This is a genomic window from Hydrogenoanaerobacterium saccharovorans (assembly GCF_016901815.1).
Taxonomy (GTDB): Bacteria; Bacillota; Clostridia; order Oscillospirales; family Ruminococcaceae; genus Avimicrobium; species Avimicrobium caecorum.
Genome location: NZ_JACSNR010000009.1, coordinates 49,818 through 75,641 on the forward strand (window position 1 = coordinate 49,818; position 25,824 = coordinate 75,641).

The 25,824-nt window shown below is 55.6% G+C and carries 39 protein-coding genes; 37 read left to right on the plus strand and 2 right to left on the minus strand.

The window, feature by feature from the left end:
* Window positions 1–37 precede the first annotated feature (37 nt).
* Both H9X81_RS09460 and H9X81_RS09465 read right to left on the minus strand, forming a co-directional pair.
* Window positions 38–1,264 carry a hypothetical protein gene (locus tag H9X81_RS09460; protein WP_204721536.1) on the minus strand — a complete coding sequence of 409 codons (1,227 nt, stop codon included), beginning with the start codon at window positions 1,262–1,264 and terminating at the stop codon, window positions 38–40.
* Between the two features lie 443 nt (window positions 1,265–1,707).
* Window positions 1,708–2,910 (minus strand): MFS transporter, encoded by a 1,203-nt coding sequence (locus tag H9X81_RS09465; protein WP_191392815.1) that lies wholly within the window; start codon window positions 2,908–2,910, stop codon window positions 1,708–1,710.
* Between the two features lie 426 nt (window positions 2,911–3,336).
* Here H9X81_RS09465 and H9X81_RS09470 point away from each other — a divergent pair, with 426 nt between their 5' ends.
* The 37 genes from H9X81_RS09470 (at window position 3,337) to H9X81_RS09650 (ending at window position 25,816) form a co-directional block, all read left to right on the plus strand.
* Complete coding sequence (locus tag H9X81_RS09470; protein WP_204721537.1) at window positions 3,337–3,762, plus strand: hypothetical protein; 426 nt, start codon at window positions 3,337–3,339, stop codon at window positions 3,760–3,762.
* A 508-nt stretch (window positions 3,763–4,270) separates the two neighbouring features.
* Window positions 4,271–4,582: a 30S ribosomal protein S10 gene (rpsJ, locus tag H9X81_RS09475; RefSeq protein ID WP_177503412.1), complete on the plus strand. Its 312-nt coding sequence runs from the start codon at window positions 4,271–4,273 to the stop codon at window positions 4,580–4,582.
* A 71-nt stretch (window positions 4,583–4,653) separates the two neighbouring features.
* Window positions 4,654–5,286 carry a 50S ribosomal protein L3 gene (gene rplC / locus H9X81_RS09480; protein WP_177503410.1) on the plus strand — a complete coding sequence of 211 codons (633 nt, stop codon included), beginning with the start codon at window positions 4,654–4,656 and terminating at the stop codon, window positions 5,284–5,286.
* 17 nt (window positions 5,287–5,303) lie between these two features.
* Entirely contained in the window at window positions 5,304–5,927 is a 624-nt protein-coding gene (gene rplD / locus H9X81_RS09485; RefSeq protein ID WP_177503408.1) for a 50S ribosomal protein L4, read from the plus strand.
* On the plus strand, window positions 5,927–6,223 hold the full coding sequence (gene rplW, locus H9X81_RS09490; RefSeq protein ID WP_177503406.1) for a 50S ribosomal protein L23: 297 nt from the start codon (window positions 5,927–5,929) through the stop codon (window positions 6,221–6,223). Before rplD ends, rplW begins: the two co-directional genes overlap by 1 nt.
* A gap of 80 nt (window positions 6,224–6,303) precedes the next feature.
* Complete coding sequence (rplB, locus tag H9X81_RS09495) at window positions 6,304–7,137, plus strand: 50S ribosomal protein L2 (RefSeq protein ID WP_177503404.1); 834 nt, start codon at window positions 6,304–6,306, stop codon at window positions 7,135–7,137.
* 25 nt (window positions 7,138–7,162) lie between these two features.
* Window positions 7,163–7,444: a 30S ribosomal protein S19 gene (gene rpsS, locus H9X81_RS09500; protein WP_177503402.1), complete on the plus strand. Its 282-nt coding sequence runs from the start codon at window positions 7,163–7,165 to the stop codon at window positions 7,442–7,444.
* A gap of 21 nt (window positions 7,445–7,465) precedes the next feature.
* Window positions 7,466–7,801, plus strand: coding sequence for a 50S ribosomal protein L22 (rplV, locus tag H9X81_RS09505; RefSeq protein ID WP_191392817.1), 336 nt, complete (start codon window positions 7,466–7,468; stop codon window positions 7,799–7,801).
* A 19-nt stretch (window positions 7,802–7,820) separates the two neighbouring features.
* A complete protein-coding gene (rpsC, locus tag H9X81_RS09510) occupies window positions 7,821–8,501 on the plus strand; it encodes a 30S ribosomal protein S3 (RefSeq protein WP_191392818.1) in 681 nt (226 codons plus the stop codon).
* Window positions 8,501–8,923: a 50S ribosomal protein L16 gene (gene rplP, locus H9X81_RS09515; RefSeq protein ID WP_177503396.1), complete on the plus strand. Its 423-nt coding sequence runs from the start codon at window positions 8,501–8,503 to the stop codon at window positions 8,921–8,923. The genes rpsC and rplP overlap by 1 nt, the downstream gene beginning before the upstream one ends.
* Entirely contained in the window at window positions 8,923–9,123 is a 201-nt protein-coding gene (gene rpmC, locus H9X81_RS09520; protein ID WP_177503394.1) for a 50S ribosomal protein L29, read from the plus strand. The genes rplP and rpmC overlap by 1 nt, the downstream gene beginning before the upstream one ends.
* Before the next feature lie 21 nt (window positions 9,124–9,144).
* Complete coding sequence (gene rpsQ / locus H9X81_RS09525; protein ID WP_204721539.1) at window positions 9,145–9,402, plus strand: 30S ribosomal protein S17; 258 nt, start codon at window positions 9,145–9,147, stop codon at window positions 9,400–9,402.
* A 148-nt stretch (window positions 9,403–9,550) separates the two neighbouring features.
* Window positions 9,551–9,910 carry a 50S ribosomal protein L14 gene (gene rplN, locus H9X81_RS09530; protein ID WP_207751057.1) on the plus strand — a complete coding sequence of 120 codons (360 nt, stop codon included), beginning with the start codon at window positions 9,551–9,553 and terminating at the stop codon, window positions 9,908–9,910.
* A gap of 17 nt (window positions 9,911–9,927) precedes the next feature.
* A complete protein-coding gene (rplX, locus tag H9X81_RS09535; RefSeq protein WP_207751054.1) occupies window positions 9,928–10,245 on the plus strand; it encodes a 50S ribosomal protein L24 in 318 nt (105 codons plus the stop codon).
* Between the two features lie 18 nt (window positions 10,246–10,263).
* On the plus strand, window positions 10,264–10,803 hold the full coding sequence (rplE, locus tag H9X81_RS09540) for a 50S ribosomal protein L5 (protein WP_177503389.1): 540 nt from the start codon (window positions 10,264–10,266) through the stop codon (window positions 10,801–10,803).
* 12 nt (window positions 10,804–10,815) lie between these two features.
* A complete protein-coding gene (locus tag H9X81_RS09545) occupies window positions 10,816–11,001 on the plus strand; it encodes a type Z 30S ribosomal protein S14 (protein ID WP_177503387.1) in 186 nt (61 codons plus the stop codon).
* 23 nt (window positions 11,002–11,024) lie between these two features.
* Window positions 11,025–11,423: a 30S ribosomal protein S8 gene (rpsH, locus tag H9X81_RS09550; protein ID WP_177503379.1), complete on the plus strand. Its 399-nt coding sequence runs from the start codon at window positions 11,025–11,027 to the stop codon at window positions 11,421–11,423.
* A 16-nt stretch (window positions 11,424–11,439) separates the two neighbouring features.
* Window positions 11,440–11,985 (plus strand): 50S ribosomal protein L6, encoded by a 546-nt coding sequence (gene rplF, locus H9X81_RS09555; protein WP_177503377.1) that lies wholly within the window; start codon window positions 11,440–11,442, stop codon window positions 11,983–11,985.
* A gap of 18 nt (window positions 11,986–12,003) precedes the next feature.
* Window positions 12,004–12,363 carry a 50S ribosomal protein L18 gene (gene rplR, locus H9X81_RS09560; protein ID WP_177503375.1) on the plus strand — a complete coding sequence of 120 codons (360 nt, stop codon included), beginning with the start codon at window positions 12,004–12,006 and terminating at the stop codon, window positions 12,361–12,363.
* A gap of 16 nt (window positions 12,364–12,379) precedes the next feature.
* On the plus strand, window positions 12,380–12,880 hold the full coding sequence (gene rpsE, locus H9X81_RS09565; RefSeq protein WP_275951273.1) for a 30S ribosomal protein S5: 501 nt from the start codon (window positions 12,380–12,382) through the stop codon (window positions 12,878–12,880).
* A 14-nt stretch (window positions 12,881–12,894) separates the two neighbouring features.
* Window positions 12,895–13,071: a 50S ribosomal protein L30 gene (gene rpmD, locus H9X81_RS09570; RefSeq protein WP_177503373.1), complete on the plus strand. Its 177-nt coding sequence runs from the start codon at window positions 12,895–12,897 to the stop codon at window positions 13,069–13,071.
* 20 nt (window positions 13,072–13,091) lie between these two features.
* The gene (rplO, locus tag H9X81_RS09575) at window positions 13,092–13,532 is read left to right on the plus strand and encodes a 50S ribosomal protein L15 (RefSeq protein ID WP_177503371.1); all 441 of its coding nucleotides are present in this window, start codon (window positions 13,092–13,094) and stop codon (window positions 13,530–13,532) included.
* On the plus strand, window positions 13,533–14,828 hold the full coding sequence (gene secY / locus H9X81_RS09580; RefSeq protein ID WP_191392836.1) for a preprotein translocase subunit SecY: 1,296 nt from the start codon (window positions 13,533–13,535) through the stop codon (window positions 14,826–14,828).
* Between the two features lie 21 nt (window positions 14,829–14,849).
* Window positions 14,850–15,482 carry an adenylate kinase gene (locus tag H9X81_RS09585; protein ID WP_177503367.1) on the plus strand — a complete coding sequence of 211 codons (633 nt, stop codon included), beginning with the start codon at window positions 14,850–14,852 and terminating at the stop codon, window positions 15,480–15,482.
* 2 nt (window positions 15,483–15,484) lie between these two features.
* Window positions 15,485–16,231 (plus strand): type I methionyl aminopeptidase, encoded by a 747-nt coding sequence (map, locus tag H9X81_RS09590; RefSeq protein ID WP_191392837.1) that lies wholly within the window; start codon window positions 15,485–15,487, stop codon window positions 16,229–16,231.
* 277 nt (window positions 16,232–16,508) lie between these two features.
* Window positions 16,509–16,727 (plus strand): translation initiation factor IF-1, encoded by a 219-nt coding sequence (infA, locus tag H9X81_RS09595; protein ID WP_177503356.1) that lies wholly within the window; start codon window positions 16,509–16,511, stop codon window positions 16,725–16,727.
* 43 nt (window positions 16,728–16,770) lie between these two features.
* Complete coding sequence (gene rpmJ / locus H9X81_RS09600; RefSeq protein ID WP_177503354.1) at window positions 16,771–16,884, plus strand: 50S ribosomal protein L36; 114 nt, start codon at window positions 16,771–16,773, stop codon at window positions 16,882–16,884.
* A gap of 36 nt (window positions 16,885–16,920) precedes the next feature.
* The gene (gene rpsM, locus H9X81_RS09605; RefSeq protein ID WP_177503352.1) at window positions 16,921–17,289 is read left to right on the plus strand and encodes a 30S ribosomal protein S13; all 369 of its coding nucleotides are present in this window, start codon (window positions 16,921–16,923) and stop codon (window positions 17,287–17,289) included.
* A gap of 16 nt (window positions 17,290–17,305) precedes the next feature.
* Window positions 17,306–17,710, plus strand: a complete 405-nt coding sequence (gene rpsK, locus H9X81_RS09610; RefSeq protein WP_177503350.1) for a 30S ribosomal protein S11 — start codon at window positions 17,306–17,308, stop codon at window positions 17,708–17,710.
* Window positions 17,711–17,728: 18 nt separating this feature from the next.
* A complete protein-coding gene (gene rpsD / locus H9X81_RS09615; protein ID WP_177503347.1) occupies window positions 17,729–18,322 on the plus strand; it encodes a 30S ribosomal protein S4 in 594 nt (197 codons plus the stop codon).
* A 102-nt stretch (window positions 18,323–18,424) separates the two neighbouring features.
* Entirely contained in the window at window positions 18,425–19,381 is a 957-nt protein-coding gene (locus H9X81_RS09620) for a DNA-directed RNA polymerase subunit alpha (protein ID WP_177503340.1), read from the plus strand.
* A 49-nt stretch (window positions 19,382–19,430) separates the two neighbouring features.
* On the plus strand, window positions 19,431–19,772 hold the full coding sequence (gene rplQ, locus H9X81_RS09625) for a 50S ribosomal protein L17 (protein ID WP_177503339.1): 342 nt from the start codon (window positions 19,431–19,433) through the stop codon (window positions 19,770–19,772).
* 164 nt (window positions 19,773–19,936) lie between these two features.
* A complete protein-coding gene (locus tag H9X81_RS09630) occupies window positions 19,937–21,505 on the plus strand; it encodes an ABC transporter substrate-binding protein (protein WP_204721541.1) in 1,569 nt (522 codons plus the stop codon).
* A gap of 532 nt (window positions 21,506–22,037) precedes the next feature.
* Entirely contained in the window at window positions 22,038–24,371 is a 2,334-nt protein-coding gene (locus H9X81_RS09635; protein ID WP_204721543.1) for an anaerobic ribonucleoside triphosphate reductase, read from the plus strand.
* A gap of 58 nt (window positions 24,372–24,429) precedes the next feature.
* A complete protein-coding gene (gene nrdD / locus H9X81_RS09640) occupies window positions 24,430–24,594 on the plus strand; it encodes an anaerobic ribonucleoside-triphosphate reductase (RefSeq protein WP_177503337.1) in 165 nt (54 codons plus the stop codon).
* Window positions 24,595–24,675: 81 nt separating this feature from the next.
* Window positions 24,676–25,203: an anaerobic ribonucleoside-triphosphate reductase activating protein gene (gene nrdG, locus H9X81_RS09645; RefSeq protein WP_243424128.1), complete on the plus strand. Its 528-nt coding sequence runs from the start codon at window positions 24,676–24,678 to the stop codon at window positions 25,201–25,203.
* Window positions 25,204–25,285: 82 nt separating this feature from the next.
* On the plus strand, window positions 25,286–25,816 hold the full coding sequence (locus H9X81_RS09650; protein ID WP_204721547.1) for a GNAT family N-acetyltransferase: 531 nt from the start codon (window positions 25,286–25,288) through the stop codon (window positions 25,814–25,816).
* Window positions 25,817–25,824 lie beyond the last annotated feature (8 nt).

Below are 25,824 nucleotides of genomic sequence, written 5' to 3' on the forward strand. Positions count from 1 at the left end.
CCCTGATCCGCAGTGGACCAGGGGTGTTTTTGATTTATCAGGCAAAGATCATGGGGGCCAGTACGCCAGCCAGTGCCACCGATGCAATGGTGACTGTGGCGAAGCCGCCGACGATCATCTTGGGCATGATGTACTCCAGAGCCTTGGCCCGGGTTTCGTCATCGCAGTCCAGGCTGTCGCAGACCTCGTTGGAGAGGATCTCAGTACCGGGGTAACCGATCATACTGGTGCAGGCAATGGCACAGGAAACCGCCGGGGAGTAGCCCACCAGCTTGCCGATGATGATGGCAACCACACAGGTAGCCAGCGAGTAGATCACCAGCAGGCCAGCCAGCGGAACGATCATCTCCACTACGTCCATCGGCTCCACCTGAGCCAGGGTGCCGGGGAGCATCAGCATCAGGCCCAGCATCATCAGGCCGTAGGAGTCAGCCTTCTGCAGGGTGCCCTTCTCCAGGAAGCCCAGCCGGGTGAACAGCAGGCCGAAGAGCAGGTAGCTGATGTTCGGGTTGAGGAAGTAGTTGCCGGCGTCAGCGCCGGGGATCTGGGTTGCCAGGCCGACCAGATTGGCAACAGTCGCTACGATTGCCAGCTTGAACAGCTTCATGTTGTTGGTGTTGCTGGCCTTGGCAGTGGGCTTGAAGATGCGGATATCCGGCAGCTTGAAGGTCTTGCCGCTGGAAGCAGCGCTGGCAGAGAAGTCGCCTCTTGCGATCTTGGCGGTGAGTTCCCGCTTCATGCCATAGGTTGCGATGGGCATACCGATGAACTTGCGGAAGGACATAACCAGAATGGCAAAGGCAGCCACTTCCGGACGGCCGGCGGTATTGGCAGCGGTCTGCACCAGCAGGACTGCGATGGTACCGCCAGCGGTGGCAGGCACTGCGGTGAGAGCCCACTCACGACCGAACAGCATGGCGCCAATGGTAAAGGCTCCGATGACGACACCCACCATGCCAAGCAGCGCCACAACGACCGTTTTCCATTCCTTGATCATATCCTCCAGGTCGATGAGGGTGCCCAGGTTGACGATGAGCAGGCCGACGCCGAAATTGCTCATGGCAGCAGCCAGACCAGGGGCGGAAGTGACATTGTCCGGGAGGATGTTCAGCCAGAAGCCGAACAGGAAGATGGCGCTGGCAAACATCAGCGAGGAGACATTGCCCTTGGTGAGGCGGGACAGACATTCACCGATGACATACACACCGGCACAGGCGGCAAAACAGGTGACTGGGTTCCAGATTGAGAGATCCGCGATACTCATAAATATACTACGCACCTTTCGAGTGTGAAACGCTGTTCCGAGGTTTCAGCTTTTACAGGGCGCAGAAGCTCAGGTGGGGAACAGCGTCCAGGGGAGCTCCTGCTATTGGCAGCCGGTTCCGGCAGGGTTTTAGGTCGTCGCCCACCAGCGAGTCGACCCCGCGAAAGTCCGATAGGTCACATCCGCTATACCCGATGTCTGCCATTCCCTCACCTCCTTGTTTGGTCAGTTTCATGATTTAGCGCTTTCATTCGCTAATATGAAATATATTATCCATATAATTCACAGCTTTGTCAAGGTCTGGACAAAACTTCGGGATAGTGACGGAATACTTTGCCGATTCAGCACTCTGAATCGTGAATCTGTACAAAGCCCGCCCGTTCCATGCATACAAAAAAGACCCCCTGTCCGCAGACAGAGGGTCATAATTTCCGGGGAAATTCTTATTCGGTTACCAGACGGGGCTTGCGGTTCTTGTACTGGAAGCGGTTCCAGATGCTCAGTACAGCTGCCAGCATATACACCGCCGCTGCCAGCATGAAGGGATAGAGCGGGTTGATGCCATATACAAAGGCGGCAATCAGCGGGCCCACAGTGCGTCCCAGTGCCCAGAAGGCATTGTACAGACCCGAAATGGTACCGGCCTGGTTCTTGTCCTCGTCCTTCATCATCATGACCTGCAGCACCGGTACGGTGATGGCATTGAAGGTGTAGTACACCAGTGCCGACGCCATGAAGGGCAGAACCGATTTGAAGGAAACCATCATCGCAACCGAAACCGAGCTCATCGCCAGGATCACTGTGATGGACTTGCGCACATCGGTGTGTTTGTTGATCCACATGTTGATGGTGGAGTTGGCAATGATGGCAATGACGCCGATGAGCGCCTTGAAGTAACCGTTCACCGAAGTGGGGAAGCCCAGCTGATCCCGCAGGAAGTAGCTGAAGTAGTTGTCATAGGCCATCATGGCAAAGCCGAAGCAGAATACAGTCGCCAGATATACACCCATGGCGGCATCCACCTTCTTCATGGAGGTGAACATGGAAGCCACCGGGTTGATCTCCTGGTAGTTGATGCGTCCGGTTTCCAGCTGGCGTCCGGGGGCATCCCGGAGCACGATGGGCGAAATGACGCCCAGGAAGAGCACCGACGCGATCTGGATATAGAAGACGAGCATCAGGCTGTAATCGCCGATGGAGCCGCCCACGAAGTAGCCGATGCAGGTACCCACCGACTGGAGCATGGCATAGTAAGCCATGTACTTACCACGGCTTTCCGAGTCGCTGACGCTGATGAGATAGGCCAGGGCATTGACCTGCAGCGCGCCGTTGAGCAGGCCGCTGATGGTACGGGCTGCCAGCAGCATGGGAACCGAACGGGCCGCGGCAAAGACCGTCTGGCCCAGGGCATAGCCGAAGTAGCCGAAGGCGATCATCTTGGGATAGGGCTTGCGGTCACCCATCTTGCCCCAGAAGGGGGCGGTGAGGAAGGTGAAGAAGCTCATCACCGAGAAGGCAACGCCCTGGATATAGGAGGGCGCTTCGATCATCTGCAGGAAGGCCGGGGTGATGGGGTGGACAAAGTTCGAGGTTATGGTGAACCCGAAGTAGATCAGAAAGAACTTGAGGACTGCTCGGTTTTTCATGGAGAAACCACCTTTTGTCATGAAATCAGCGGATAGTTAGTCCGCGCAAACACGGCTTGTAATAAAAAACGCCGGAACAGCGTCTGCCGGGCCTATGCAGCCGGACACCCGGGGATTCCCGGGGCTTGTACAGCATTGGAGGCAGGGGGCTCGGAACCCGGGCCAGCTCCCTCCCAGGCTGGGACAACAGACCGCTGCGGTAAAACATAATAACCGCTGCGGCTATTATACCATTTTTAACCGGCTGAGCACAACTGCATTTTATACGAAAAGACAGGATTTTTTCTGTTCCGCACCCGGATCAGCCCGTCCGTGTGACAGGGGGTATACTATTATAATAGGGTACCGGGTGAGAGCCCTGTCCTTGACTGGATCGGGAGGGAGCGGTATACTGGAAGAGAGAGGAACTGAAAGGAGGGGCTGTCCATGCGGGAACAGTATGATCAGAGCCGGAAGAAGGTGTCCCGGAACTGTCTGCTCCTGGGGGCGCTGGAAGTGGTTCTCGGTGTCCTTGTCTACTTCGAGATAGCAGAGCTTCCGTCCCTGCCTTTCACTGACTCCCGCCTTCCGGAGGCTGTGGGGATTGCCGCCGTCTACTATGGGGCGTATCTGCTCTACTGGGGCGGCATACTCTGGCAGCAGGCCGGCGATGCGGAGCAGTGGCGGCAGACAGTGAGCCGGATCGCTGAGAAGTTCTGCTCCCATCCGACCCTGAGCCTGGCGGTGCTTGCCGGGATCATAGCGGTGGAATGGGTGATCTGGAAAACGACCCATGTCGCCATCGCCCTTCTGGCGGCGGGGGTGCTCACTCTGCTGTTCCTGCCGCTCCTTCGGCAGATGCGCCGCCTGTAAACCCAATGAAATTCCGGCCTGCCCGGTCAACTGTGCCGGGCAGGCCGGTTTCGTCATATCGCACAATTCTGGCACACAGTTCTGTGCGTTTCGGAGAAATTCATAGAAAACGCGATTTTTCAGGCATTTCTGAAAAAAATGCTTGCAATCGGCACCCCTCCGTGATATTATAATTAAGCGTGACTGCACAAGATATGCGATGAAGCGAGAGGTTGCCGCAAGAATGCGGGGAATTTTCGCCGAGTATGTCCGATTTCAAACCGGGCGACTTCACTTTTGAATACTGAACGGGAAATCCTGTGGAGAACTTGTTCTCCGGCGGGAGTTCTCATCGTCAGCCCTCCGGCAGGTCCGGCAGGGAAAAGGTGGTTCCGGGTAAACAGCACGGTTTTCAACTCGAAAATCAGGGCGGTTTGGCCGGTTTTTTCTATGAAGGGCGATGAAACACCCGGCAGGGTGTTCAGTAGGAGGCGTCGCTGCAAAACAAATTATTAGGGAGGCGATGAATGTGGCAGTCAAGGAAAAAATCAGAATCAGACTGAAGGGTTATGATCACCGTCTGGTGGATCTTTCGGCAGAAAAGATCGTGGAAACAGCGAAGCGTACCGGCGCAAGAGTGTCCGGCCCGATCCCGCTGCCCACTGAGCGTGAGATCGTAACCATCCTGCGCGCTGTTCATAAGTACAAGGACAGCCGTGAGCAGTTTGAGACCAGAACCCACAAGAGACTCATTGACATCCTGAGACCCTCGAACAAGACTGTTGAGGCTCTCACAAGTCTGGAGCTCCCTGCCGGTGTCGAGATCGAGATCAAGCTGTAAAAAGCATCTCGGTGTTCACCGGGTCATGTCGGCGTAAAGTCGACCAATAACCTTAGGAGGTAGGAAAGAAAATGCAAAAGTACATTATCGGCAAGAAGATCGGTATGACTCAGCTCTTTGATGAGAACGGCAAGTTCATTCCGGTTACTGTCATCGAGGCAGGTCCCTGCATCGTGACCCAGAAGAAGACAATCGAAAACGACGGCTACGAAGCCGTGCAGATCGGTTACGGCGAGGTGACTGACAAGCACCTGAACAAGCCGATGAAGGGCCACTTTGCCAAGGCTGACGTGGCTGCCAAGAAGTTCCTGCGGGAATTCCGTGCAGATAACTGCGGTGAAAAGAATGTCGGCGATCTGATCAAGGCCGATACCTTCGCGGCTGGCGACAAGGTAGATGTCTGCGGCATCAGCAAAGGTAAGGGCTATCAGGGCGTAATCAAGCGTTTCGGCGCTCACTCCCTGAAGGATACCCACGGTACCGGCCCTGTGCACAGACATGCCGGTTCCAACGGCGCCAACTCCACTCCCAGCCGTGTATACAAGGGCAAGATCCTGCCCGGCCACATGGGTGTTGAGCAGGTGACTGTTCAGAACCTGGAAGTAGTAAAGGTTGACGCAGAGAATAACCTGATCGCTCTCAAGGGCGCCATTCCTGGTCCCAAGGGCGGCATCGTTACCATCACAGACAGCGTCAAGGCGTAAGGAAGGAGGAGTACACAATGCCAAAGGTAACAGTTTATGATATGACCGGCAAGAGCGTTGGGGAAATGAACCTTTCGGACGCCGTGTTCGGCATCGAGCCGAATGCAGCAGTTATGCACGCTGCAGTCGTTAACTACCTGGCCAACCAGCGTCAGGGCACTCAGTCCACTCTGACCCGCGCAGAGGTTCGCGGCGGTGGCCGCAAGCCCTGGAGACAGAAGGGCACTGGTCATGCAAGACAGGGTTCCATCCGCGCTCCCCAGTGGACACACGGCGGTATCGCCCTGGGCCCGAAGCCCCGTGACTACAGCTACTCGCTCAACCGCAAGGTAAAGCGTCTGGCTATCAAGTCCGCTTTCTCCACCAAGGCTCTGGAGGAGAACATCATCGTTGTGGACAACATTGATGTGACCGAGTACAAGACCAAGACCGTTGTGGCTATGCTCAAGGCTCTGGGTGCTGAGAAGAAGGCACTCATCGTAATGCCTGAGAAGAACGAGCAGTTCATCAAGAGCGCAGCCAATATCCCGGGCGTAAAGACCGCTCTGGTAAACACACTGAACACCTACGATGTCCTGAACGCCGGCAAGTTCATCATTGCCAAGGACGCCGTAGCCAAGCTCGAGGAGGTGTACGCATAATGAAGGCACCGCAGGATATCATTATCGCTCCTGTTATCACAGAAAAGAGCATGGCGGGCATCGCCACCAAGAAGTACACCTTCAAGGTTGCTTGCGACGCTAACAAGATTGAGATTGCCAAGGCAATCGAGTCCCTGTTCCCTGGCACCAAGGTTGCCAAGGTAAACACCATGAACGTAGCCGGCAAGGCCAAGCGCATGGGTATGAACCAGGGCTACAGATCTGACTGGAAGAAGGCCATCGTAACTCTCGCCGAGGGATCCAATGGCATCGAGTTCTTCGAGACGATGCTGTAAGAGGCCGCGTGAACAAGTACGCAGCCAGTATGGGATTGGCTCATAATCCCGCCAACTAATATGAGGAGAGTGAAACCGCAATGGCTATCAAAAAGTTCAAGCCCACCAGCCCCAGCCGTCGTCAGATGACTGTGACTGATTACTCCGGGCTTTCCAAGGTTGCTCCCGAGAGAAGCCTGCTCGTAAGCCTGAAGCAGAACTCCGGCCGCAACAACACCGGTAAGATCACCGTCCGCCACAGAGGCGGCGCTAACCGCAGAAAGTACCGCATCATCGACTTCAAGAGAGACAAGGCCGGTATCCCCGCCACCGTTCTCACCCTGGAGTACGATCCCAACCGTTCCGCTCACATCGCGCTGATCCAGCACGAGGACGGCGAGAAGCGCTACATCATCGCTCCCGCTGGCCTGTCTGTTGGTGACACCGTAGTGTCCGGCGCCGGCGCCGACATCAAGCCCGGCAATGCTCTGCCCATGCTGAACATTCCGGTTGGTACCTTTATCCACAACATTGAGATGCACCCCGGCAAGGGCGCGCAGCTGGCCCGTTCCGCTGGCGTTATGGCTCAGCTGATGGCTAAGGAAGGCGCTTACGCCCTGATCCGGCTCCCCTCCGGTGAGCTGAGAAATGTACCCGTAGAGTGCATGGCCACCATCGGTCAGGTAGGCAATACCGATCACGAGAACGTGAACTACGGTAAGGCCGGCCGCAGAAGACACATGGGCTGGCGTCCCACCGTCCGCGGTTCTGTAATGAACCCGAACGATCACCCCCACGGTGGTGGTGAAGGCAAGAGCCCCGTTGGTCGTCCCGGCCCTGTTACCCCTTGGGGCAAGCCTGCACTGGGCTACAAGACAAGAGCGCATAAGAACCGCTCCAACAAGTTCATCGTGAAGCGCCGCAACGATAAGTAAGGCGCGCTGAAAGGAGGAGTAACTGATGGGTAGAAGCATCAAGAAGGGCCCGTTCGTGCAGCCTGTGCTGCTCAAGCGCGTCAGAGAGATGAATGAAGCCGGCGAGAAGAGAGTTCTCAAGACCTGGAGCCGTGCCTCGACAATTTTCCCGGAGTTTGTAGGACATACCTTCGCCGTGCATGACGGTCGGAAGCATGTTCCGGTATATGTGACCGAAGATATGGTAGGCCACAAGCTGGGAGAGTTCGCTCCCACAAGAACATTCAAGGGCCACGCTGGCTCCAAGACAAGTAACACCGGTAAGTAATAGCCGAGAGGAGGAGAACAAATGGAAGCAAGGGCTTATCTGAAATATGCCCGTATCGCACCCCGTAAGGTGCAGATCGTGCTTGACCTGATCCGGAACAAGCCGGTTGACCAGGCTATGGCTATCCTCAAGCACACACCCAAGGCTGCTTGTGAGCCGCTGGAGAAGCTTCTGAAGTCGGCTATTGCAAACGCCGAGAACAACCACAACATGGACAAGAACAACCTGTATGTGGCAGAGTGCTTCGTAGCTCCTGGCCCGGTTCTCAAGAGAATGAGACCCCGCGCTCAGGGCCGCGCCTTCAGAGTGCTGAAGAGAACATCGCACATCACAATCGCTCTCAAAGAGAGAGACTAACCGGAAGAGGAGGTAAACTATGGGTCAGAAAGTAAATCCGCACGGTCTTCGTGTTGGTGTAATCAAGGACTGGGACTCCCGCTGGTTTGTAAGAGACGATGTGTTCGGAGATACCCTCGTAGAGGACTACAACCTCCGCAAGGTCCTGAAGAAGAAGCTGTATGACGCCGGCATCGCCAAGATTGAGATCGAGCGCGACGCCACCAAGGTAAGAATCCATCTGCACTGCGCCCGTCCCGGTATCGTAATCGGTAAGGGCGGCGCCGAGATCGAAAAGCTGCGTCTCGAGTGCGAAAAGATGATCAATAAGAACAGAGCTGAAAAGCTGGCTGTACTGGTAAATGTTGTTGAGGTTAAGCAGCCCGACAAGAATGCCCAGCTGGTAGCAGAGAGCATCGCTGCTCAGCTCGAGAACCGTGCTTCCTTCCGCCGTACCATGAAGCAGGCTATCAGCCGTGCCATGCGTCTGGGCGCAAGAGGTATCAAGGTTCAGCTCTCCGGCCGTGTAGGCGGCGCTGAGATCGCAAGAGTAGAACAGTATCATGAGGGTACCATTCCGCTGCAGACCCTGCGCGCTGATATCGACTATGGTTTCGCCGAGGCTCACACCACTTACGGTAAGCTGGGCGTCAAGGTTTGGATCTACGCTGGTGAGGTTCTCGCAGAGAAGAGGACTCGCAAGGAAGGAGGCAACAAGTAATGCTTCTGCCTAAGAGAGTAAAATACCGCCGTGTCCACAGAGGTAGAATGAAGGGCGTGGCAACAAGAGGAAACAAGGTTTCCAACGGTGAGTACGGCCTGCAGACCCTGGAGCCGGCCTGGATCACTTCCAACCAGATCGAGGCAGCCCGTGTTGCCATGACCCGTTACATCAAGCGTGGCGGTCAGGTTTGGATCAAGATCTTCCCCGACAAGCCCATCACCAAGAAGCCTGCTGGTACCCGAATGGGTTCCGGTAAGGGCGCACCCGAGCAGTGGGTTGCCGTGGTTAAGCCCGGCCGCGTTATGTTCGAGATCGGCGGCGTTTCCGAGGATCTGGCCCGCGAGGCTATGCGTCTGGCTGCTTACAAGCTGCCTGTTAAGTGCAAGTTCGTAAAGAAGGAAGAGGAGGTTGAGAAGTAATGAAGGCATCTGAGATTAGAAACCTCTCCGTCCAGGAGCTCAACGAGAAGCTCTCCGATCTGAAGAGCGAGCTTTTCAACCTGCGTTTCCAGCACGCGATCAACCAGCTCGAGAACCCCATGCGTCTTGGCGCTGTCAAGAAGGACATCGCCCGTGTAAAGACCATCATCCGGGAGAAAGAGCTCGCTGAGCGCAAGTAACTTTGAAAGGAGGACAACAGAGTGTCTGAGAGAAATCTGAGAAAGACCAGAGTGGGCAAGGTAGTAAGCAACAAGATGGATAAGACTGTTGTAGTTGCTATCCAGGACAACGTTCGTCACCCCCTCTACAAGAAGATCATCAAGCGCACCGTAAAGCTGAAGGCTCATGATGAGCTGAACAGCTGCAATATCGGCGATACCGTAAAGGTTATGGAGACCCGTCCCCTTTCCAAGGATAAGAGATGGAGAGTAACCGAAATTATCGAGAAGGCCAAGTAAGATCACTGTTTTCTCGCTTTATTTGTACGAATACAAACACATCAGTTTAAGCGCCTGCATAAAAACGGTTGCAGGCAGTCCTCGGGAAGAAAATCCCCGAAGCTGGTAAACTGAGTTGAACCGAAAGGAGGAATGCACTGTGATCCAGATGCAGACCTATCTCAATGTTGCGGATAACACCGGAGCCAGAGAGCTCATGTGTATCCGCGTTCTGGGCGGCACCCGCAGAAGATACGCCAACATCGGTGATGTTGTAGTATGTTCCGTTAAGAAGGCAGCCCCGGGCGGCATGGTAAAGAAGGGCGATGTAGTGAAGGCTGTTATCGTTCGTTCCGCCAAGGGACTGAGAAGAGACGATGGCACTTACATCCGTTTTGATGAGAACGCCGCCGTTATCATCCGTGACGACAAACAACCCCGGGGCACACGAATCTTTGGGCCAGTAGCCCGTGAGCTTCGTGAAAAGGATTATCTCAAGATTTTGAGCCTGGCTCCCGAAGTGCTTTAATTGGAGGAGTTTGACAGATGAACAATATTCATGTTAAAACTGGCGATACCGTCGTTGTTCTGTCAGGCAAAGACAAGGGCAAGCAGGGTAAGGTTCTCGAGGTAAGCCCGAAGGAGAACAAGGTAATCGTAGAGGGAATCAATGTGGTTTCCAAGCATGTAAAGCCCCGCCGTGCCGGCGAAACCGGCGGCATCCTGAAGGTGGAAGGCCCCATGCATGCCTGCAAGGTTATGCTGGTTTGCCCCAAGTGCGGCAAGCCCACCCGTCTGGCCCACAAGCTGAACGCTGACGGCACCAAGCAGCGCGTCTGCAAGAAGTGCGGCGAAACTTTCTAAGTGAGGAGGATTGAGAACATGGCTAGAATGAGAGAGTTCTATGTAAATGAAGTAGCCCCTGCTCTGAACAAGAAGTTCGGCTACAAGAGTGTCATGCAGATCCCCAAGCTGGACAAGATCGTCGTGAATGTCGGCTGCGGCGAAGCCCGCGACAACCAGAAGATGATCGACGCCATTATGGGCGATATTGCTGCCATTACCGGTCAGAAGCCCTGCGTATGCCGGGCCAAGAAGTCGGTAGCGAACTTCAAGCTGCGTGAGGGTATGGTAGTAGGTGTCAAGGTGACACTCAGAGGCGATATGATGTACGAGTTCCTCGACAGACTGTTCAGCGTGGCTCTGCCCCGCGTAAGAGACTTCAGAGGTATCAGCGCAAATGGCTTCGATGGCCGCGGCAACTTTGCCTTCGGTCTGAAGGAGCAGCTTATCTTCCCTGAGATCGAGTACGACAAGATCGACAAGGTACGCGGTATGGACATCGCTTTTGTTACAACCGCTAAGACTGACGAAGAGGCCAAGATGCTCCTTGAGCTGATGGGCGCTCCGTTCGAGAAGTAAGGGGGAATTTAAGTGGCTAAGAAGTCCATGATCAACAAGCAGCAGAGAACACCTAAATTTTCCACAAGAGCCTACAACAGATGCAAGATCTGCGGCAGACCCCATGCCTACCTGAGAAAGTACGGCATCTGCCGTATCTGCTTCCGTGAGCTGGCCTACAAGGGTCAGATCCCGGGCGTCAAGAAGGCAAGCTGGTAAGTTAGTTTAAGGAGGTTAACGGTATGCATATCACCGACAGCATCGCTGACATGCTGACACGCATCCGGAATGCAGGTGCCGCAAAGCACGAAACAGTCGATGTACCCGCTTCCAAGATGAAGAAGGCGATCGCCCAGATTCTCCTGGATGAAGGCTACATCAAGAGCTTCCAGCTGATCGAAGACGGGAAGCAGGGCATCATTCGGATCGTTCTCAAGTACGGCGAGAACAAGACTTCGGTTATTTCCGGTCTCAGACGCGTTTCCAAGCCCGGTCTGAGAATTTATACAAACTGCGAGGATATGCCCAAGGTTATGAAGGGCCTGGGTATTGCCATCGTATCCACATCGAAGGGCGTTATGACAGACAAGCAGGCTCGCAAGGAAAACGTGGGCGGCGAAGTTCTGGCATTCGTCTGGTAAAGGAGGTGCAAACAATATGTCTCGAATTGGTAGAAAGCCGATCGCTATCCCGGCCGGCGTAGAGGTTGCTGTAAACGGCAACGAAGTGACTGTCAAGGGCCCCAAGGGCACCATGACCCAGACCTTCAACTCCGACCTGACCGTAACTGTTGAGAACGGCGAAGTACTGGTTACCCGTCCTTCCGACGATAAGGAGCACAGAAGTCTGCACGGCCTGACCAGAACCCTGATTGCCAACATGGTACACGGCGTTTCGGAAGGCTTCACCAAGGAGCTGGAAATCCAGGGCGTTGGTTACCGTGCAGTAAAGCAGGGCAAGGACCTGGTTATGACACTGGGCTTCTCCCATCAGGTTATCATGTCTGAGGGCAACGGCATCACCATTGATGTTCCCTCCCCGAGCAAGATCGTCATCAGCGGTTACGACAAGCAGGCCGTAGGTCAGTTCGCTGCCGAAGTACGCGCCAAGCGTCCGCCGGAGCCTTATAAGGGCAAGGGCATCCGTTATGTCGGCGAGTATGTCATCCGCAAGGAAGGCAAGGCCGGTAAGGGCAAGAAGTAAGTAAAGGAGTGAATTGATATGGTGAAAAAGCCTGACAGCAACAAGGCAAGACTCAAGAGACACATGAGAGTTCGAGCTAAGATCAGCGGCACACCAGAGCGTCCACGCCTTAGTGTATTCCGCTCCGCCAAGCACATTTACGCTCAGATCATCGATGATGTGAACGGCGTAACTCTGGCCAGCGCCTCTTCCATGGAGAAGGGCTTCGAAGGCTTCGGCGGCAACAAGGAAGCTGCCCGCAAGGTAGGCGAGGCTGTAGCCAAGGCTGCACTTGCCAAGGGCATTTCCGAGGTAGTATTTGACCGCAGCGGTTATATCTACCATGGTCGTGTAAAGGAACTGGCTGAGGGTGCTCGTGAGGGCGGTCTCAAATTCTAAGGTAGGAGGGATACTTTTGGCTCGAATTGACGCTTCCAACATGGAACTGCAAGAAAGAGTAGTCACCATTAACCGTGTTTCCAAGACTGTTAAGGGTGGTCGTATTTTCAAGTTCGCCGCGCTGGTTGTAGTCGGCGACGGCAACGGCACCGTAGGCTTCGGCCTGGGCAAGGCTTCCGAAGTGCCGGATGCAATCCGCAAGGGCATTGAGGACGCAAAGAAGAACCTGGTGAAGGTTTCCCTGAAGGGTACAACCATTCCCCACGAGGTAGTAGGCGTTTATGGCGCCGGCCGCGTGCTGATGCGTCCCGCTCCGGAAGGTACCGGCCTGATCGCAGGCGGTCCTGTCCGTGCGGTACTGGAAGTTACTGGTGTCAAGAACATCAGAACTAAGTCTCTGCGCTCCAGAAACCCCAAGAACATGGTATCCGCTACCATGCAGGGTCTGATGTCGCTGAGAAACGTAGACGAGATCGCTGCCAAGCGCGGCAAGAGCGTCCGTGAAATTATTGGTTAAGGAGGAGAGCGAACATGGCACTGAAGATCAAACTCGTAAAGAGCCTGAACGGTCGTGGCGACAAGCAGATCGCTACCGCTCACTCCCTGGGCCTTCACAAGATCGGGAATGAGACCACTCAGCCCGACAATGCCGCTACAAAGGGCAAGATCGCCAAGATCAGCCACCTGGTAGAGGTAACAGAAGCATAACCAAAGGAGGTGCAGGTAAAATGAAACTTCATGAACTTTCTCCCGCACCGGGCTCTGTCAAGAAGGCCTTCCGCAAGGGCCGCGGCAGCGGTTCCGGCAACGGCAAGACAGCCGGCAAGGGTCATAAGGGCCAGAATGCCCGTTCGGGCGGCGGTGTAAGACCGGGCTTTGAGGGCGGCCAGATGCCCCTGACCAGAAGACTTCCCAAGAGAGGCTTCAACAACATTTTTGCTACCAAGTATGCAGCGATCAATGTCAGCGATCTGAACGTGTTCGAGGACGGCGCCGTTGTAGATGAGGCTGCAATCGTTGCAGCTGGCCTGGTGAAGAAGACCCTGGATGGTATCAAGATCCTCGGAAACGGCGAGCTGCAGAAGAAGCTCACTGTAAACGCTAAGGCATTCTCTGCTTCCGCAAAGCAGAAGATCGAGGCTGCTGGAGGAAAGGCCGAGGTGATGTAAGTGCTTGAAACACTGAAGAATGCTTGGAAAATGGCGGATCTTCGCGCAAAGCTCCTGTATACAGGTATGATCCTGCTGCTTTTCCGCATTGGCGCAGCGATTCCGGTTCCGTTCCTGAAGCCGGATATTCTCAAGACTTATATTAGCGGCGACAACAACTGGCTGGGCTACATTGACCTGCTCAGCGGTGGCGCCTTCAGCAATTCCACCCTGTTTGCTCTGGGTATCTCCCCCTACATCACTGCTTCCATCGTGATCCAGCTGCTGGCTGTGGCCATTCCGGCCCTGGAGCAGCTCGCGAAGGAGGGTGAGGAAGGCCGGAAGATCCTCAACAAGTATACCCGGTACTGCACTGTGGCCCTGGGCCTGCTGCAGTCGGTGGCATACTACTTCCTGATGCGCAATTACGGCGCTCTCACCTATACCGAGGGCCCCGCAATGTACTTCTCCGCTGTTGTCATCATCACTTCCTTCCTGGCTGGCTCCATGCTGGTTATGTGGATGGGTGAGCAGATCGACAACAAGGGCATCGGCAATGGTATCTCCATGATCCTGTTTGCCGGTATCGTATCCCGCGCATCTTCTATGGTGAACACTGTGATCACCGAGCTCTATCTGGCGATCAACGGTATTATGAAGTACTGGTTCATCGTTCCCTTCACCCTGGTACTGTTCCTGGCAGCCATCGTGTTCATTGTCATCATGACCAATGCCGAGCGCCGCATTCCGGTTCAGTATGCCCAGCGTGTGGTAGGCCGTAAGATGTACGGCGGTCAGTCCACCCACATTCCGATCAAGGTGAATATGTCCGGCGTTCTGCCTGTCATCTTCGCCAGCTCCATCCTCTCGATTCCCTCCACCATCGCCGGTTTCATGAATGTGGACCCCGATGGCATCATGGGCAAGATCCTGAGCGTGATCCGCTACGATCACTGGGTGTATGCCGTGCTGTACTTCTTCCTGATCATGGCATTCAACTACTTCTATATTTCGATCCAGTATAACCCCATGGAGATCGCCAACAACCTGAGAAAGAACAACGGTACTATCCCGGGCATCCGTCCTGGTAAGCCCACCGCGGAGTTCATTGCCCGCGTGGTAAGCAAGGTTACTGTTGTGGGAGGCATCTTCCTGGCTATCATCGCCATCGGCCCCATCCTGCTCTCTCAGCTTATGGGTATCAACATCTCCCTGGGCGGTACTTCGATCATCATCGTGGTCGGCGTTGCCCTGGATACAGTCCGTCAGCTTGAATCCCAGATGATGATGCGTCATTACAAGGGATTCCTTGAGTAAGCCGAAAGAAGGTATTCTGTTATGAAGTTGATTCTTCTTGGAGCCCCTGGTGCCGGTAAGGGCACTCAGGCCGAGATCGTCTGCGAAAAGCTCTCGATCCCCAGCATCAGCACCGGTAACATCCTGCGGGAAGCTGTGAAGAACGGCACCCAGGCCGGTCTGGAAGCCAAGTCCTTTATGGACGCCGGCGCGCTGGTTCCGGACGCCGTCGTAATTGCGATCCTCAAGGACCGCATTGCGGCAGACGACTGTAAGAACGGTTTTATCCTGGACGGTTTCCCGCGCACCGTTCCCCAGGCAGAAGCCCTGGACGAAATGGGTGTGGAGATCGACCGTGTAATCGAAATCGATGTACCCGATGAAGTGATCGAATCCCGTCTGGGCGGCAGACGCGTATGCGAAAGCTGCGGAGCCAGCTACCATGTAGTGAACAAGGCTCCCGCCGTGGACGGCATCTGCGACAAGTGCGGCGGCAAGCTGATCATCCGCAAGGACGATAAGCCTGAAACCATCAAGGACCGTCTGGCTGTTTACCATGAGCAGACCGCTCCCCTGGCGGATTACTACCGCAAGGCCGGTAAGCTCTTTACCGTGGACGGCACACAGGAGATCAGCGCTATTACCGCGCAGCTCCTCTCGATCCTGGAGGCGTAATCATGGTTGTGCTTAAAACCGCTGCTGAGCTCACCGCAATGCGGGACGCCGGCAGAATTTCAGCACAGGCTCTGCTTGTCGGCGGAGAAGCGGTCAAGCCCGGTGTCACCACCGCGGAAATCGACCGCAAGATCCACAAGTTCATTCTCTCTCAAGGCGCAAAGCCGTCCTTTCTTGGCTACGGCGGATTCCCTGGAAGCGCCTGTATTTCGGTCAATGACGAAGTGATCCACGGCATCCCCGGTTCCCGGGTGATCCGCGAGGGCGACATCGTCAGCATTGATGTAGGTGCCTATTACAAAGGGTATCATGGCGATAACGCCTTTACCTTTACAGTAGGCAGCATCGCCCCCGATGTCCAGCAGCTGCTGGACGCCACCCAGGAGGGGCTGCGCCGCGGTATTGCCGCCGCTGTTCCGGGCAACCGGATCGGCGATATCGGCTGGGCGGTGCAGAGCTATGTGGAGCAGTTCGGGTTCGGCGTGGTGAAGGAGTATGTCGGTCACGGCGTGGGCCAGAACCTTCACGAAGATCCCGAAGTGCCCAACTATGGCCGTCCGGGTCATGGCACCCGCCTGGTGCCCGGTATGGTCATCGCCATCGAGCCCATGATCAACATGGGTACTCCCGCAGTCCGGGTTCTGAAGAATCAGTGGACTGTGGTGACACAGGATGGCAAGCCCTCGGCTCACTTTGAAAATACCATCGCAATCACCGAGAATGGCCCGGTCATTCTGACCAAGGCATAAGGTGTGCGTATGGCAATGGCAGGAACAGTGGTAATATCCCTCAGTGGAAAAGACCGGGGAAGACTGCTGGCTGTAACAGGCGGTGATGACCGCCGGGTGCTGACCGTCGATGGAAAGCACCGGAAGCTAGACAGTCCCAAGGCAAAGAATCCCCGTCATCTGCGTCCGACCGCATGGACGCTGACACCCAGCCAGATGCGGACGGACCGGCAGCTGAGGCGAGCCCTGCGCGATTTGGCGCAGGCTGCGACAAACAGGGAAAAGGAGGAATCCGGTCTTGGCGAAGGACGACGTAATTGAGATTGAAGGTGTAGTGCTGGAAGCGCTGCCCAACGCACAGTTCCAGGTGGAACTGCCCAATGGACACAAGATCCTGGCACACATATCCGGCAAGCTGCGCATGAATTACATCCGCATTCTGCCCGGAGATAAGGTCACAGTGGAAATGTCCCCCTATGACCTGACCAAGGGACGCATCACCTGGCGTTCCAAGTAAGATTTTATACCCAACGGTTTTGAAATAAGGAGGCAAGTTTCAAATGAAAGTAAGACCTTCCGTAAAGCCTATGTGCGAGAAATGCAAGGTTATTAAGCGCAAGGGCCGTGTCATGGTCATTTGCCCGAACCCCAAGCACAAGCAGCGTCAGGGCTAATCTGCAAACCTATTAAGATGGAGGTGCAACAATAATATGGCTCGTATTGCCGGTATTGATCTGCCGAGAGAAAAGAGAATCGAGATCGGTCTCACCTATATCCTCGGTATCGGTCGTAAGACAGCTAACGATATTCTGGCCGCCACTGGTGTCAACCCCGACACCCGTGTCAAGGACCTGACTCTCGAGGACGAAACCAAGCTCAGAGAGTATATCGACAAGAACCTCGTGGTTGAGGGTGACCTGAGAAGAGATACAGCGCTGAACATCAAGCGTCTGATCGAAATTGGCTGCAACCGTGGCGTGCGTCACAGAAAGGGCCTGCCTGTAAGAGGCCAGCGCACCAAGACCAACGCCCGTACACGCAAGGGTCCGAAGAAGACCATCGCCAACAAGAAGAAGTAATTAGGAGGGATACGATATGGCTAAGGCTGTAACAAAGAAGGCGGCTGTTCGCACCAGACGCCGTGAGCGCAAGAACATCGAGCGCGGCGCTGCGCATATCCAGTCCACCTTTAACAACACAATTGTCACCATTACCGATACCAACGGTAACGCCCTCTCCTGGGCCAGCGCCGGTGGTCTGGGCTTCCGCGGTTCCAGAAAGAGCACTCCTTTTGCTGCTCAGACCGCAGCTGAGACTGCTGCCAAGGCTGCTATGGAGCATGGCCTGAAGACAGTTGAAGTTTATGTTAAGGGCCCTGGCGCCGGCCGTGAGGCTGCAATCCGCGCACTGCAGGCAGCTGGTCTGGAAGTTAACATGATCAAGGATGTTACTCCGATTCCGCACAATGGCTGCCGCCCGCCCAAGAGAAGAAGAGTATAACAAAGGAGGAACCAATCAATGGCTAAGAATAGACAGCCCATTCTGAGAAGATGCAAGGCTCTGGGCCTTTCCCCCGCGGTTCTTGGTTACTCCAAGGAAACCAACCGCAACCCCAAGCAGAACCGCCGCAAGCAGTCTGAATATGGCCTGCAGCTGGCTGAGAAGCAGAAGGTTAAGTTCATCTATGGTGTCCTCGAGCGTCAGTTCCGCGGATACTACGCCAGAGCCGAGCGCAAGCAGGGCAACACCGGTGAGGTGCTGCTGCAGGAGCTGGAGCGTCGTCTGGACAATGTAGTGTTCCGTATGGGCTATGCCAATACCCGTCGCGAAGCCCGTCAGCTGGTGACACATGGTCACTTCACTGTAAACGGCCGTCGTGTGAACATTCCCTCTTACCAGGTTAAGCCCGGCGAAGTAATCGCTGTATGCGAGAAGTCCCGTGCTTCCGAGAAGTTCAAGGCTCTCATCGAGCAGAACGGTAAGAACCCCTGCCCGAAGTGGATCGAGAAGGCTGCCGATGCCTTCGAAGGCAAGATCGTTGCTATGCCCGCCCGTGACGATATCGACTACGATGTAGCCGAGCATCTCATCGTCGAGCTGTACAACAAGTAATTCACCTCTAAGCAGTCAGCAAGGAATGCGAAACACAAGGGCCAGGATCTTTCCGGGATTTTTCCCGGAAAGGCTGCCCGAGATAAGGGAGGGTTTTTATAAATGGTAAAAATCATAGAGCCGAAGATTATCACCGATGAACTCAAGCCCGACGGTTCCTACGGAAGATTTATCGCGGAGCCGCTGGACAGAGGATTTGGTACTACCTTGGGCAATAGCCTTCGTCGTGTGCTGCTCTCCTCGCTTCCCGGTGTGGCCGTACTGTCGGTAAAGATCGACGGCGTACAACACGAGTTCTCGACTATCCCCGGCGTTAAGGAAGATGTTACTGAGATCATTCTCAATATCAAGGGCCTTACCGCCAAGCTGTTCACAGAGGAGCCCAAGACTGTCCGCATTGAAGCGGAAGGTCCCTGCGAAGTGACAGCGGGCAGCATCGAGACTGATGCTGAGGTGGAAATTCTTGACCCGAGCATGCACATCGCCACTCTGGGCGAAGGTGCAAAGCTCTCGATGGATATTACCCTGAAGAAGGGCCAGGGCTATGTGTCCGCTGATAAGAACAAGGTGCTGGAGCTTTCCAAGGCACCCATCGGCACCATTGCAGTGGACAGCATTTTTACGCCCGTTCTCAAGGTGAACTACACTGTGGAAAATACCCGTGTAGAGCAGATCACCGATTACGATAAGTTGACACTGGAAGTTTGGACAGACGGTACTATTTCCGCCAAGGAAGCAGTAAGTCTGGCCGCCAAGATCCTCAATAGACAGCTCAACCACTTTGTTGAACTCTCCGATGAGATTTCGGGCACCGAAATCATGGAGAAGAAAGAGGATACCGGAAAAGAAAAGGTACTTGAGATGACCATTGAAGAGCTTGACCTGTCGGTGCGTGCATTCAACTGCCTCAAGCGCGCAGGTGTGAACTCGGTCAACGACCTGATCAACAAGTCCCCTGAGGAAATGATGAAGGTCCGTAATCTCGGTAAGAAGAGCCTTGAGGAGGTTGTAAGCAAACTGCGCAGCCTCGGTCTGGACTTTAACAAGGACGAAGAATAATCACAAATCGATGTTATTCCTCAGGCACAGGTAAAAGGAGTGAACATAAATGCCCGGTACACGCAAACTCGGCAGAACTGCCGATCACAGAACCGCGATGCTCAGAGCGATGGTGACTTATCTGCTGGAAAACGGCAAGATCGAGACCACAGTGACCAGAGCAAAGGAAGTTCGTTCGGTTGCTGAGAAGATCATCACCACCGCTAAGCGCGGCGATCTTCATTCCAAGCGTCAGATCTTCTCCTTCATTACGAAGGAAGCGGTTGCCAAGAAGGTAATCGACGAGATCGCTCCGAACTATGCAGACCGCAATGGTGGTTACACCCGGATCATCCGGACTGGCCCCCGTCGTGGTGACGCTGCTGAAATGGCAATCATCGAGCTCATCTAACCTAAGAGCAACATGAATTCCGAAGCCGGAAGCCCATGGGATTTTCCCGCCGGGCTCCCGGTTTTTTATTTTGTCAGAACTTCTTCAAAATTTTGCCCTTGTACCCACCAGCCCGGCATGGTAAAATCGTAAGAGTGAAAAAATCAGAAACAGGAGGAATGGGTGTGAATTGGCTTCGGAAGTTGAGCGCGATGCTCCTTTGCCTGATGCTCTGCCTGGGGCTGTTTTCCGGCTGCGGCAGTGATGTCTACATCGCCAAGCTGGCTCTCTCCGGCACAGCCGGCACCTTTGATCCCCAGTTTGCTGAGAACCAGAACTCCATTCTGGTGGCGTCCAATGTGTTTGAGGGCCTGCTGGTGGAGGATCCCGACGGCGGACTCCACCCCGGTGTGGCGGAAGGCTATACCGTGTCTTCGGACGGGCGCACCTATACCTTCCAGCTCCGGGAGGACGCCTGCTGGTCGGACGGCAGCGCTGTCACCGCCGATGACTTTGTCTTTGCCTTCCGGCGGCTGTTCGGCCCGGGGAGCGTGTCCCCCTATGCCGAGAATCTGCTCTCGGTGCAGAATGCCGAGGCCATCCTCGCCGGGGAGATGCAGCCCGAGGCACTGGGCGTCCGGGCCGCCGATGACCACACCCTGGTGCTGACCCTGGAAAAGGCGGACAGCGGCATCACCACCGTCCTGGCCCAGTGGTACGCCGCCCCCTGCAAGGAGAGCTTCTTCACCGAGCAGAAGGGCCGCTATGGCCTGGAGGTGAAAAGCACCCTCTACAACGGCCCCTATGTCATCAGCCTCTACGGTGCCGGCAAGGAGATCCGCCTGCGCCAGAATCCAAACTACCATTCGGAGCAGCCGGCAGAGCTCTACGGCATCAACATCACCCTGGGCAGCACCGATACCCTGGCTGCCTTCACCGAGGGGGGCAGCTTCTATACCCAGGTGCCCCGGGAGTCGGTGGACTCGCTCCGGGACGCTGTCATCACCGAGTATGCCGATACCACCTATGCCCTGGTGGTGAACACCAGCCACAGCCTGCTGGGAAATGAGTCGGTGCGTCTGGCCATCTGCGGCGCCATCGACCGGGAGGGCATTGCTGGGGTGCTGCCCGAGGAGCAGAGCACCACCACCGACCTGGTGCCGGAGACCGCCAGCGAGCGCACCCTGGACTACCGGGACACCGCCGGACACCGCACTGCCCTGACCCTCACAGAGGCCGCCCGGACGCTGTTCCGGGAGGGGCTGGCAGCCGAAGGGGAGCAGAAGCTGCCCTTCACCGAGCTGCTGGTGCCGGACACCCAGACCGACCGTCAGGCGGCGGGGATTATCCAGGGCTGCTGGCAGAACACCCTGGGGGCGAGCATCAATGTGATGCCGCTCCCAGTGGACGAGCTGTGGCAGCGGGTCTATGCCGGGGATTATGACATGGCGCTGCTGCCCCTGTCCGATTCCACCGCCATGGGACTGCTGGAGGACTTCGCCTCGGATACCGACCGCTACTGCACCGGCTGGCAGTCGGAGGAGTATGATGCCCTGCTGGATCAGGCTGCGGCCGAGACCGGCGAACAGGCGGTGCGCACCCTGGCCCAGGCGGAGCAGCTGCTGCTCCAGAGCGGCGTGGTGCTGCCCCTCTACACCTCCATGAGCTACTATGCCGTCTCCAGTGAGGTGCAGGGCGCCTGGATCGACCCGGGTGAGGGCGTTATCTACATCAAGTACATCACCAAATCCTGATTCCCACAGCGCCTGCTCCACAAAAGCGGGCGCTGTTTTTGAGGGCGGCACAGCATCCGGGGGTCCGGCCTGATTGGCAGGACAGGGGAGAGGTTTCCCGGCGCCGGAAACTGCCTCAGAATCACAGAGAATAAATCGGCGCTTTTTTGTGAGATTTCACACAGCAGCAAAATTTTTTGTCAGATCTTTGACACCGGGTATTATACTCGGTGTATTTTATGGCGGGAAAATCATTCTTTTTGTGGAGAAGTCAGTGGAAAGCCGTTTATAACTCCCCAGTAATCCACAACCGGGCGGAAAGTGCCGGACTGGCGCTTTGGATTTGGGATTATATGGAATGGGAAGTTTAGATACTATGACAAAATGTCCCCGGATTTATGTGACTGACCGCTATTGACAGAACCGGGTCGGGTGGTTACAATATATAAAGGAAAAGACACTATATCTTGTGTGAAAAACGGTTGTCATTCGACAGATATTGTACATAACGGATAAAACCGGAAAATATTACAAGAGTGAGGAGCAAGGGAGAATGCTGACAAAGATCATCAAGCGGGACGGACGCGAAGTCGCTTTTGACCGGGTCAAGATCGCTGACGCTATCTACAAGGCGGCACAGGTACTGGGCGGCAACGACTATGAAATGGCACAGGATCTGGCAGAGAAGGTAGAAACCTATGTGGAGAATACCATTCAGGGCCGTATCCCCACAGTAGAAGAGGTACAGGACGCGGTAGAGCATACCCTGATTGAAAATGGTCATGCCCGCACTGCCAAGGAATATATCCTCTACCGGGCAGAACGCACCCGGGTACGGGAGATGAATACCCGTCTGATGAAGACCCTGGAGGATCTCACCTTCAAGGACGCGGAGGACAACGATGTCAAGCGTGAGAATGCCAACATCGACGGTGATACTGCCATGGGCACCATGCTCAAGTATGGTTCGGAAAGTGCCAAGCAGTTCTATGAGATGTATGTGCTCAATCCCAAGCATGCCAAGGCACACCGGGAGGGCGATATCCACATCCATGACCTGGACTTCCTCACCCTGACCACCACCTGCTGTCAGATCGACATTATCAAGCTCTTCAAGGACGGTTTTTCCACCGGTCATGGCTTCCTGCGGGAGCCCAATGACATCCAGAGCTATTCGGCCCTGGCCTGCATCGCCATCCAGTCCAACCAGAATGACCAGCATGGCGGTCAGAGCATTCCGAACTTTGATTACGGCATGGCAATCGGTGTAGCCAAGACCTATTCCAAGCTGTATACCAAGAATCTGGCAAAGGCTGCCGAGATCCTGGAAAACAAGCCGGATCTGGAGGAGAAGTTCAAGGAGATCAAGCAGAAGATCGCCGATGAAACCGGCGTGAAGCCCCGTCTGGAAGCCAGCGAGGAATACTGCCGCCTGGAAGCTCCCTATCTGGCGGAGATTGTCGGAGAGGACGCTGTGGAGCGGCTGCAGAAGTTCGCGGTGAAGTACTCCGAGAAGGAGACCGACCGTGCCACCTATCAGGCCATGGAAGCCCTGGTGCACAACCTCAACACCATGCATTCCCGTGCCGGTGCCCAGGTGCCTTTCAGCTCCATCAACTATGGTACTGATACCACCCCCGAGGGCCGTATGGTGATCCGCAATATCCTGCTGGCAGAGGACGCCGGTCTGGGCAATGGCGAGACTCCCATCTTCCCGATCCATATCTTCAAGGTCAAGGAAGGGGTCAACTACAACGAGGGCGATCCGAACTATGATCTGTTCAAGCTCGCCTGCCGGGTATCGGCCAAGCGGCTGTTCCCGAACTTCTCCTTCCTGGACGCCCCCTTCAACCTGCAGTACTACAAGCCCGGCGATTACAACTCCGAAGTGGCCTACATGGGCTGCCGGACCCGTGTTATGTCCAATGTCTACGATCCCACCCGGGAAGTGACCTGCGGACGCGGCAACCTGAGCTTTACCTCCATCAACCTGCCCCGGATCGCCATCAATGCCCATGGCAATGTGGAGCGGTTCTTCGAGGAACTGGAGCGCAAGGTGGATCTGGTCATCGAGCAGCTGCTGGAGCGCTTCAAGATCCAGGCTGCCAAGAAGGTGCGCAACTATCCCTTCCTGATGGGACAGGGCGTATGGCTGGATTCCGACAAGCTCTCCCCTGATGACAAGGTGGGTGAGGTGCTCAAGCACGGTACCCTGACCATCGGCTTCATCGGCCTGGCAGAGTGTCTGAAGGCACTCATCGGCAAGCATCACGGCGAGAGCAAGGAAGCCCAGAACCTGGGCCTCGAGATCGTAGGCTATATGCGCAAGCGCATGGACGAGGAGTCCAAGAAGACCGGACTCAACTTCTCGCTCATTGCCACCCCGGCAGAGGGTCTCTCGGGCCGGTTCGTACGCATCGACCAGAAGAAGTACGGCATTATCCCCGGCGTAACCGATCGGGATTACTATACCAACTCCTTCCATATTCCGGTGTATTACGAGATCAACGCCTTTGAGAAGATCCGTCTGGAAGCGCCCTATCACGCGCTCACCAACGGCGGACATATCAGCTATATCGAGCTGGATGGCGACCCGCTCAAGAATCTGGATGCCTTCGAAGCAGTGGTGCGCTGCATGAAGGAGAGCGGTGTGGGCTATGGTTCCATCAACCATCCGGTGGACCGTGACCCGGTATGCGGTTATACCGGCATTATTGATGAGGTATGTCCCCGGTGCGGACGCCGGGACGGCGAAGGTGTCAGCCTGGAAAAGCTGCACAAGCTGGGACTGTACCGCAATCTGAACGCAGATACCATCGGCTATCACGGTGACCGGTTTGAGGAGGCGGACCGCCGTCCCAATCCTCTGGGCTGCTGCAACGGCTGAGTTAATTCATCACAACGACCGCGGCACACTGCCGCGATAATAAAAGGAGGCAATTCTTATGAGCGAAAAGGATATTATGATCGGTGAAGGCGTAAAGTTTGAGCGGATTCGTCGGATCACCGGCTATCTGGTGGGTACACTGGACCGTTTCAACAATGCCAAGCGTGCTGAGGAAGCCGACCGTGTCAAGCATTCGGTTACCACTGGCCTGGAGCGCATCTGAACCGCAGTTTGAAAACAAAACAGGGGGACGGGAGATTTTCCGTCCCCTGTTTTTTATCGGAAGAATATGAGGAGGAACACTATGATTCGTATTTGCGGCGTGGTACGGGAGTCCATTGTGGACGGCCCGGGACTGCGGTTCGTGCTGTTTACCCAGGGGTGCCCGCATCATTGTCCGGGCTGTCATAACCCCGAGAGCCATGACCTGGACGGCGGCTATGAAGTCACTGCCGAAAAGGTGCTGGAGGAGTTTAAGAAGAATCCGCTGCTCAAGGGAATTACCCTGTCCGGCGGCGACCCCATTCTCCAGGCCGGGGAACTGGTGGGCATCTGCCGGGAAGTCCATGCCATGGGCAAGGACGTGATGACCTACACCGGCTATACCTATGAGGAACTCATGGAGATGCAGAAGACCGATGAGGGCATCCGGCAGCTGCTGGAGGAGACCGACACCCTGGTAGACGGACGGTTTATTCTGGCTCAGCGGGACCTGACCCTGATCTACAAGGGCAGCCGCAACCAGCGCATCATTGATATGAACCGCACTCGTGCCGAAGGAAAGCTCGTGCTGGACCCGGTGGAGGAGGAAAATCTCCGTCCGGAGGAATGACCGGCAGCGAAGATACAGCGGTTATTTCCCGGGAAACCGGGGAAGTTATATCCATCGACAATAAAATGGGAGGGAAGACCCTATGACTGTTACATTCCGTCCATTGGCGCTGGGAGAGGTGCTGGGACTGGACCGGAGCATTGTCCGGGATTTTCACCCCTATGAACTGCGGGGGTACCGGTACGCCCGATGGGAGGTGCTGGGCGGCAAGGCAGTGGCACTGGCTGTGGAGGCCGGCGGCGCCTATGCCGGGTATCTGATCCATGGCAAGCCCGACCGGCATGGCCTTCTGCGCATTGCCTATCTGGCGACTGAGCCCCGGTTCCGGGGACAGCACATCGGCGAACAGGCACTGACCCTGCTGCGCCGGCGCTACCCGCACAGCGCCATCTACTTTGAGGTGGAGGACCCGGACTTTGCGGAAAACGACGAGGAACGCCGGCTGATGGAGCGGCGCATCGGCTTCTATGAGCGGTGCGGCTTTACGCTGCTGCGGTTCCGTCTGGCAGCGGGCCCCTGGAAGCTCTGCTGCATGGCAAGCGATCCCCGCCGGGAGGAGAAGATCCGCCGGCTCTATCAGGAGCGGTGGAGCCCGTCAGTGGTGATCGGCTGAGAAAACAA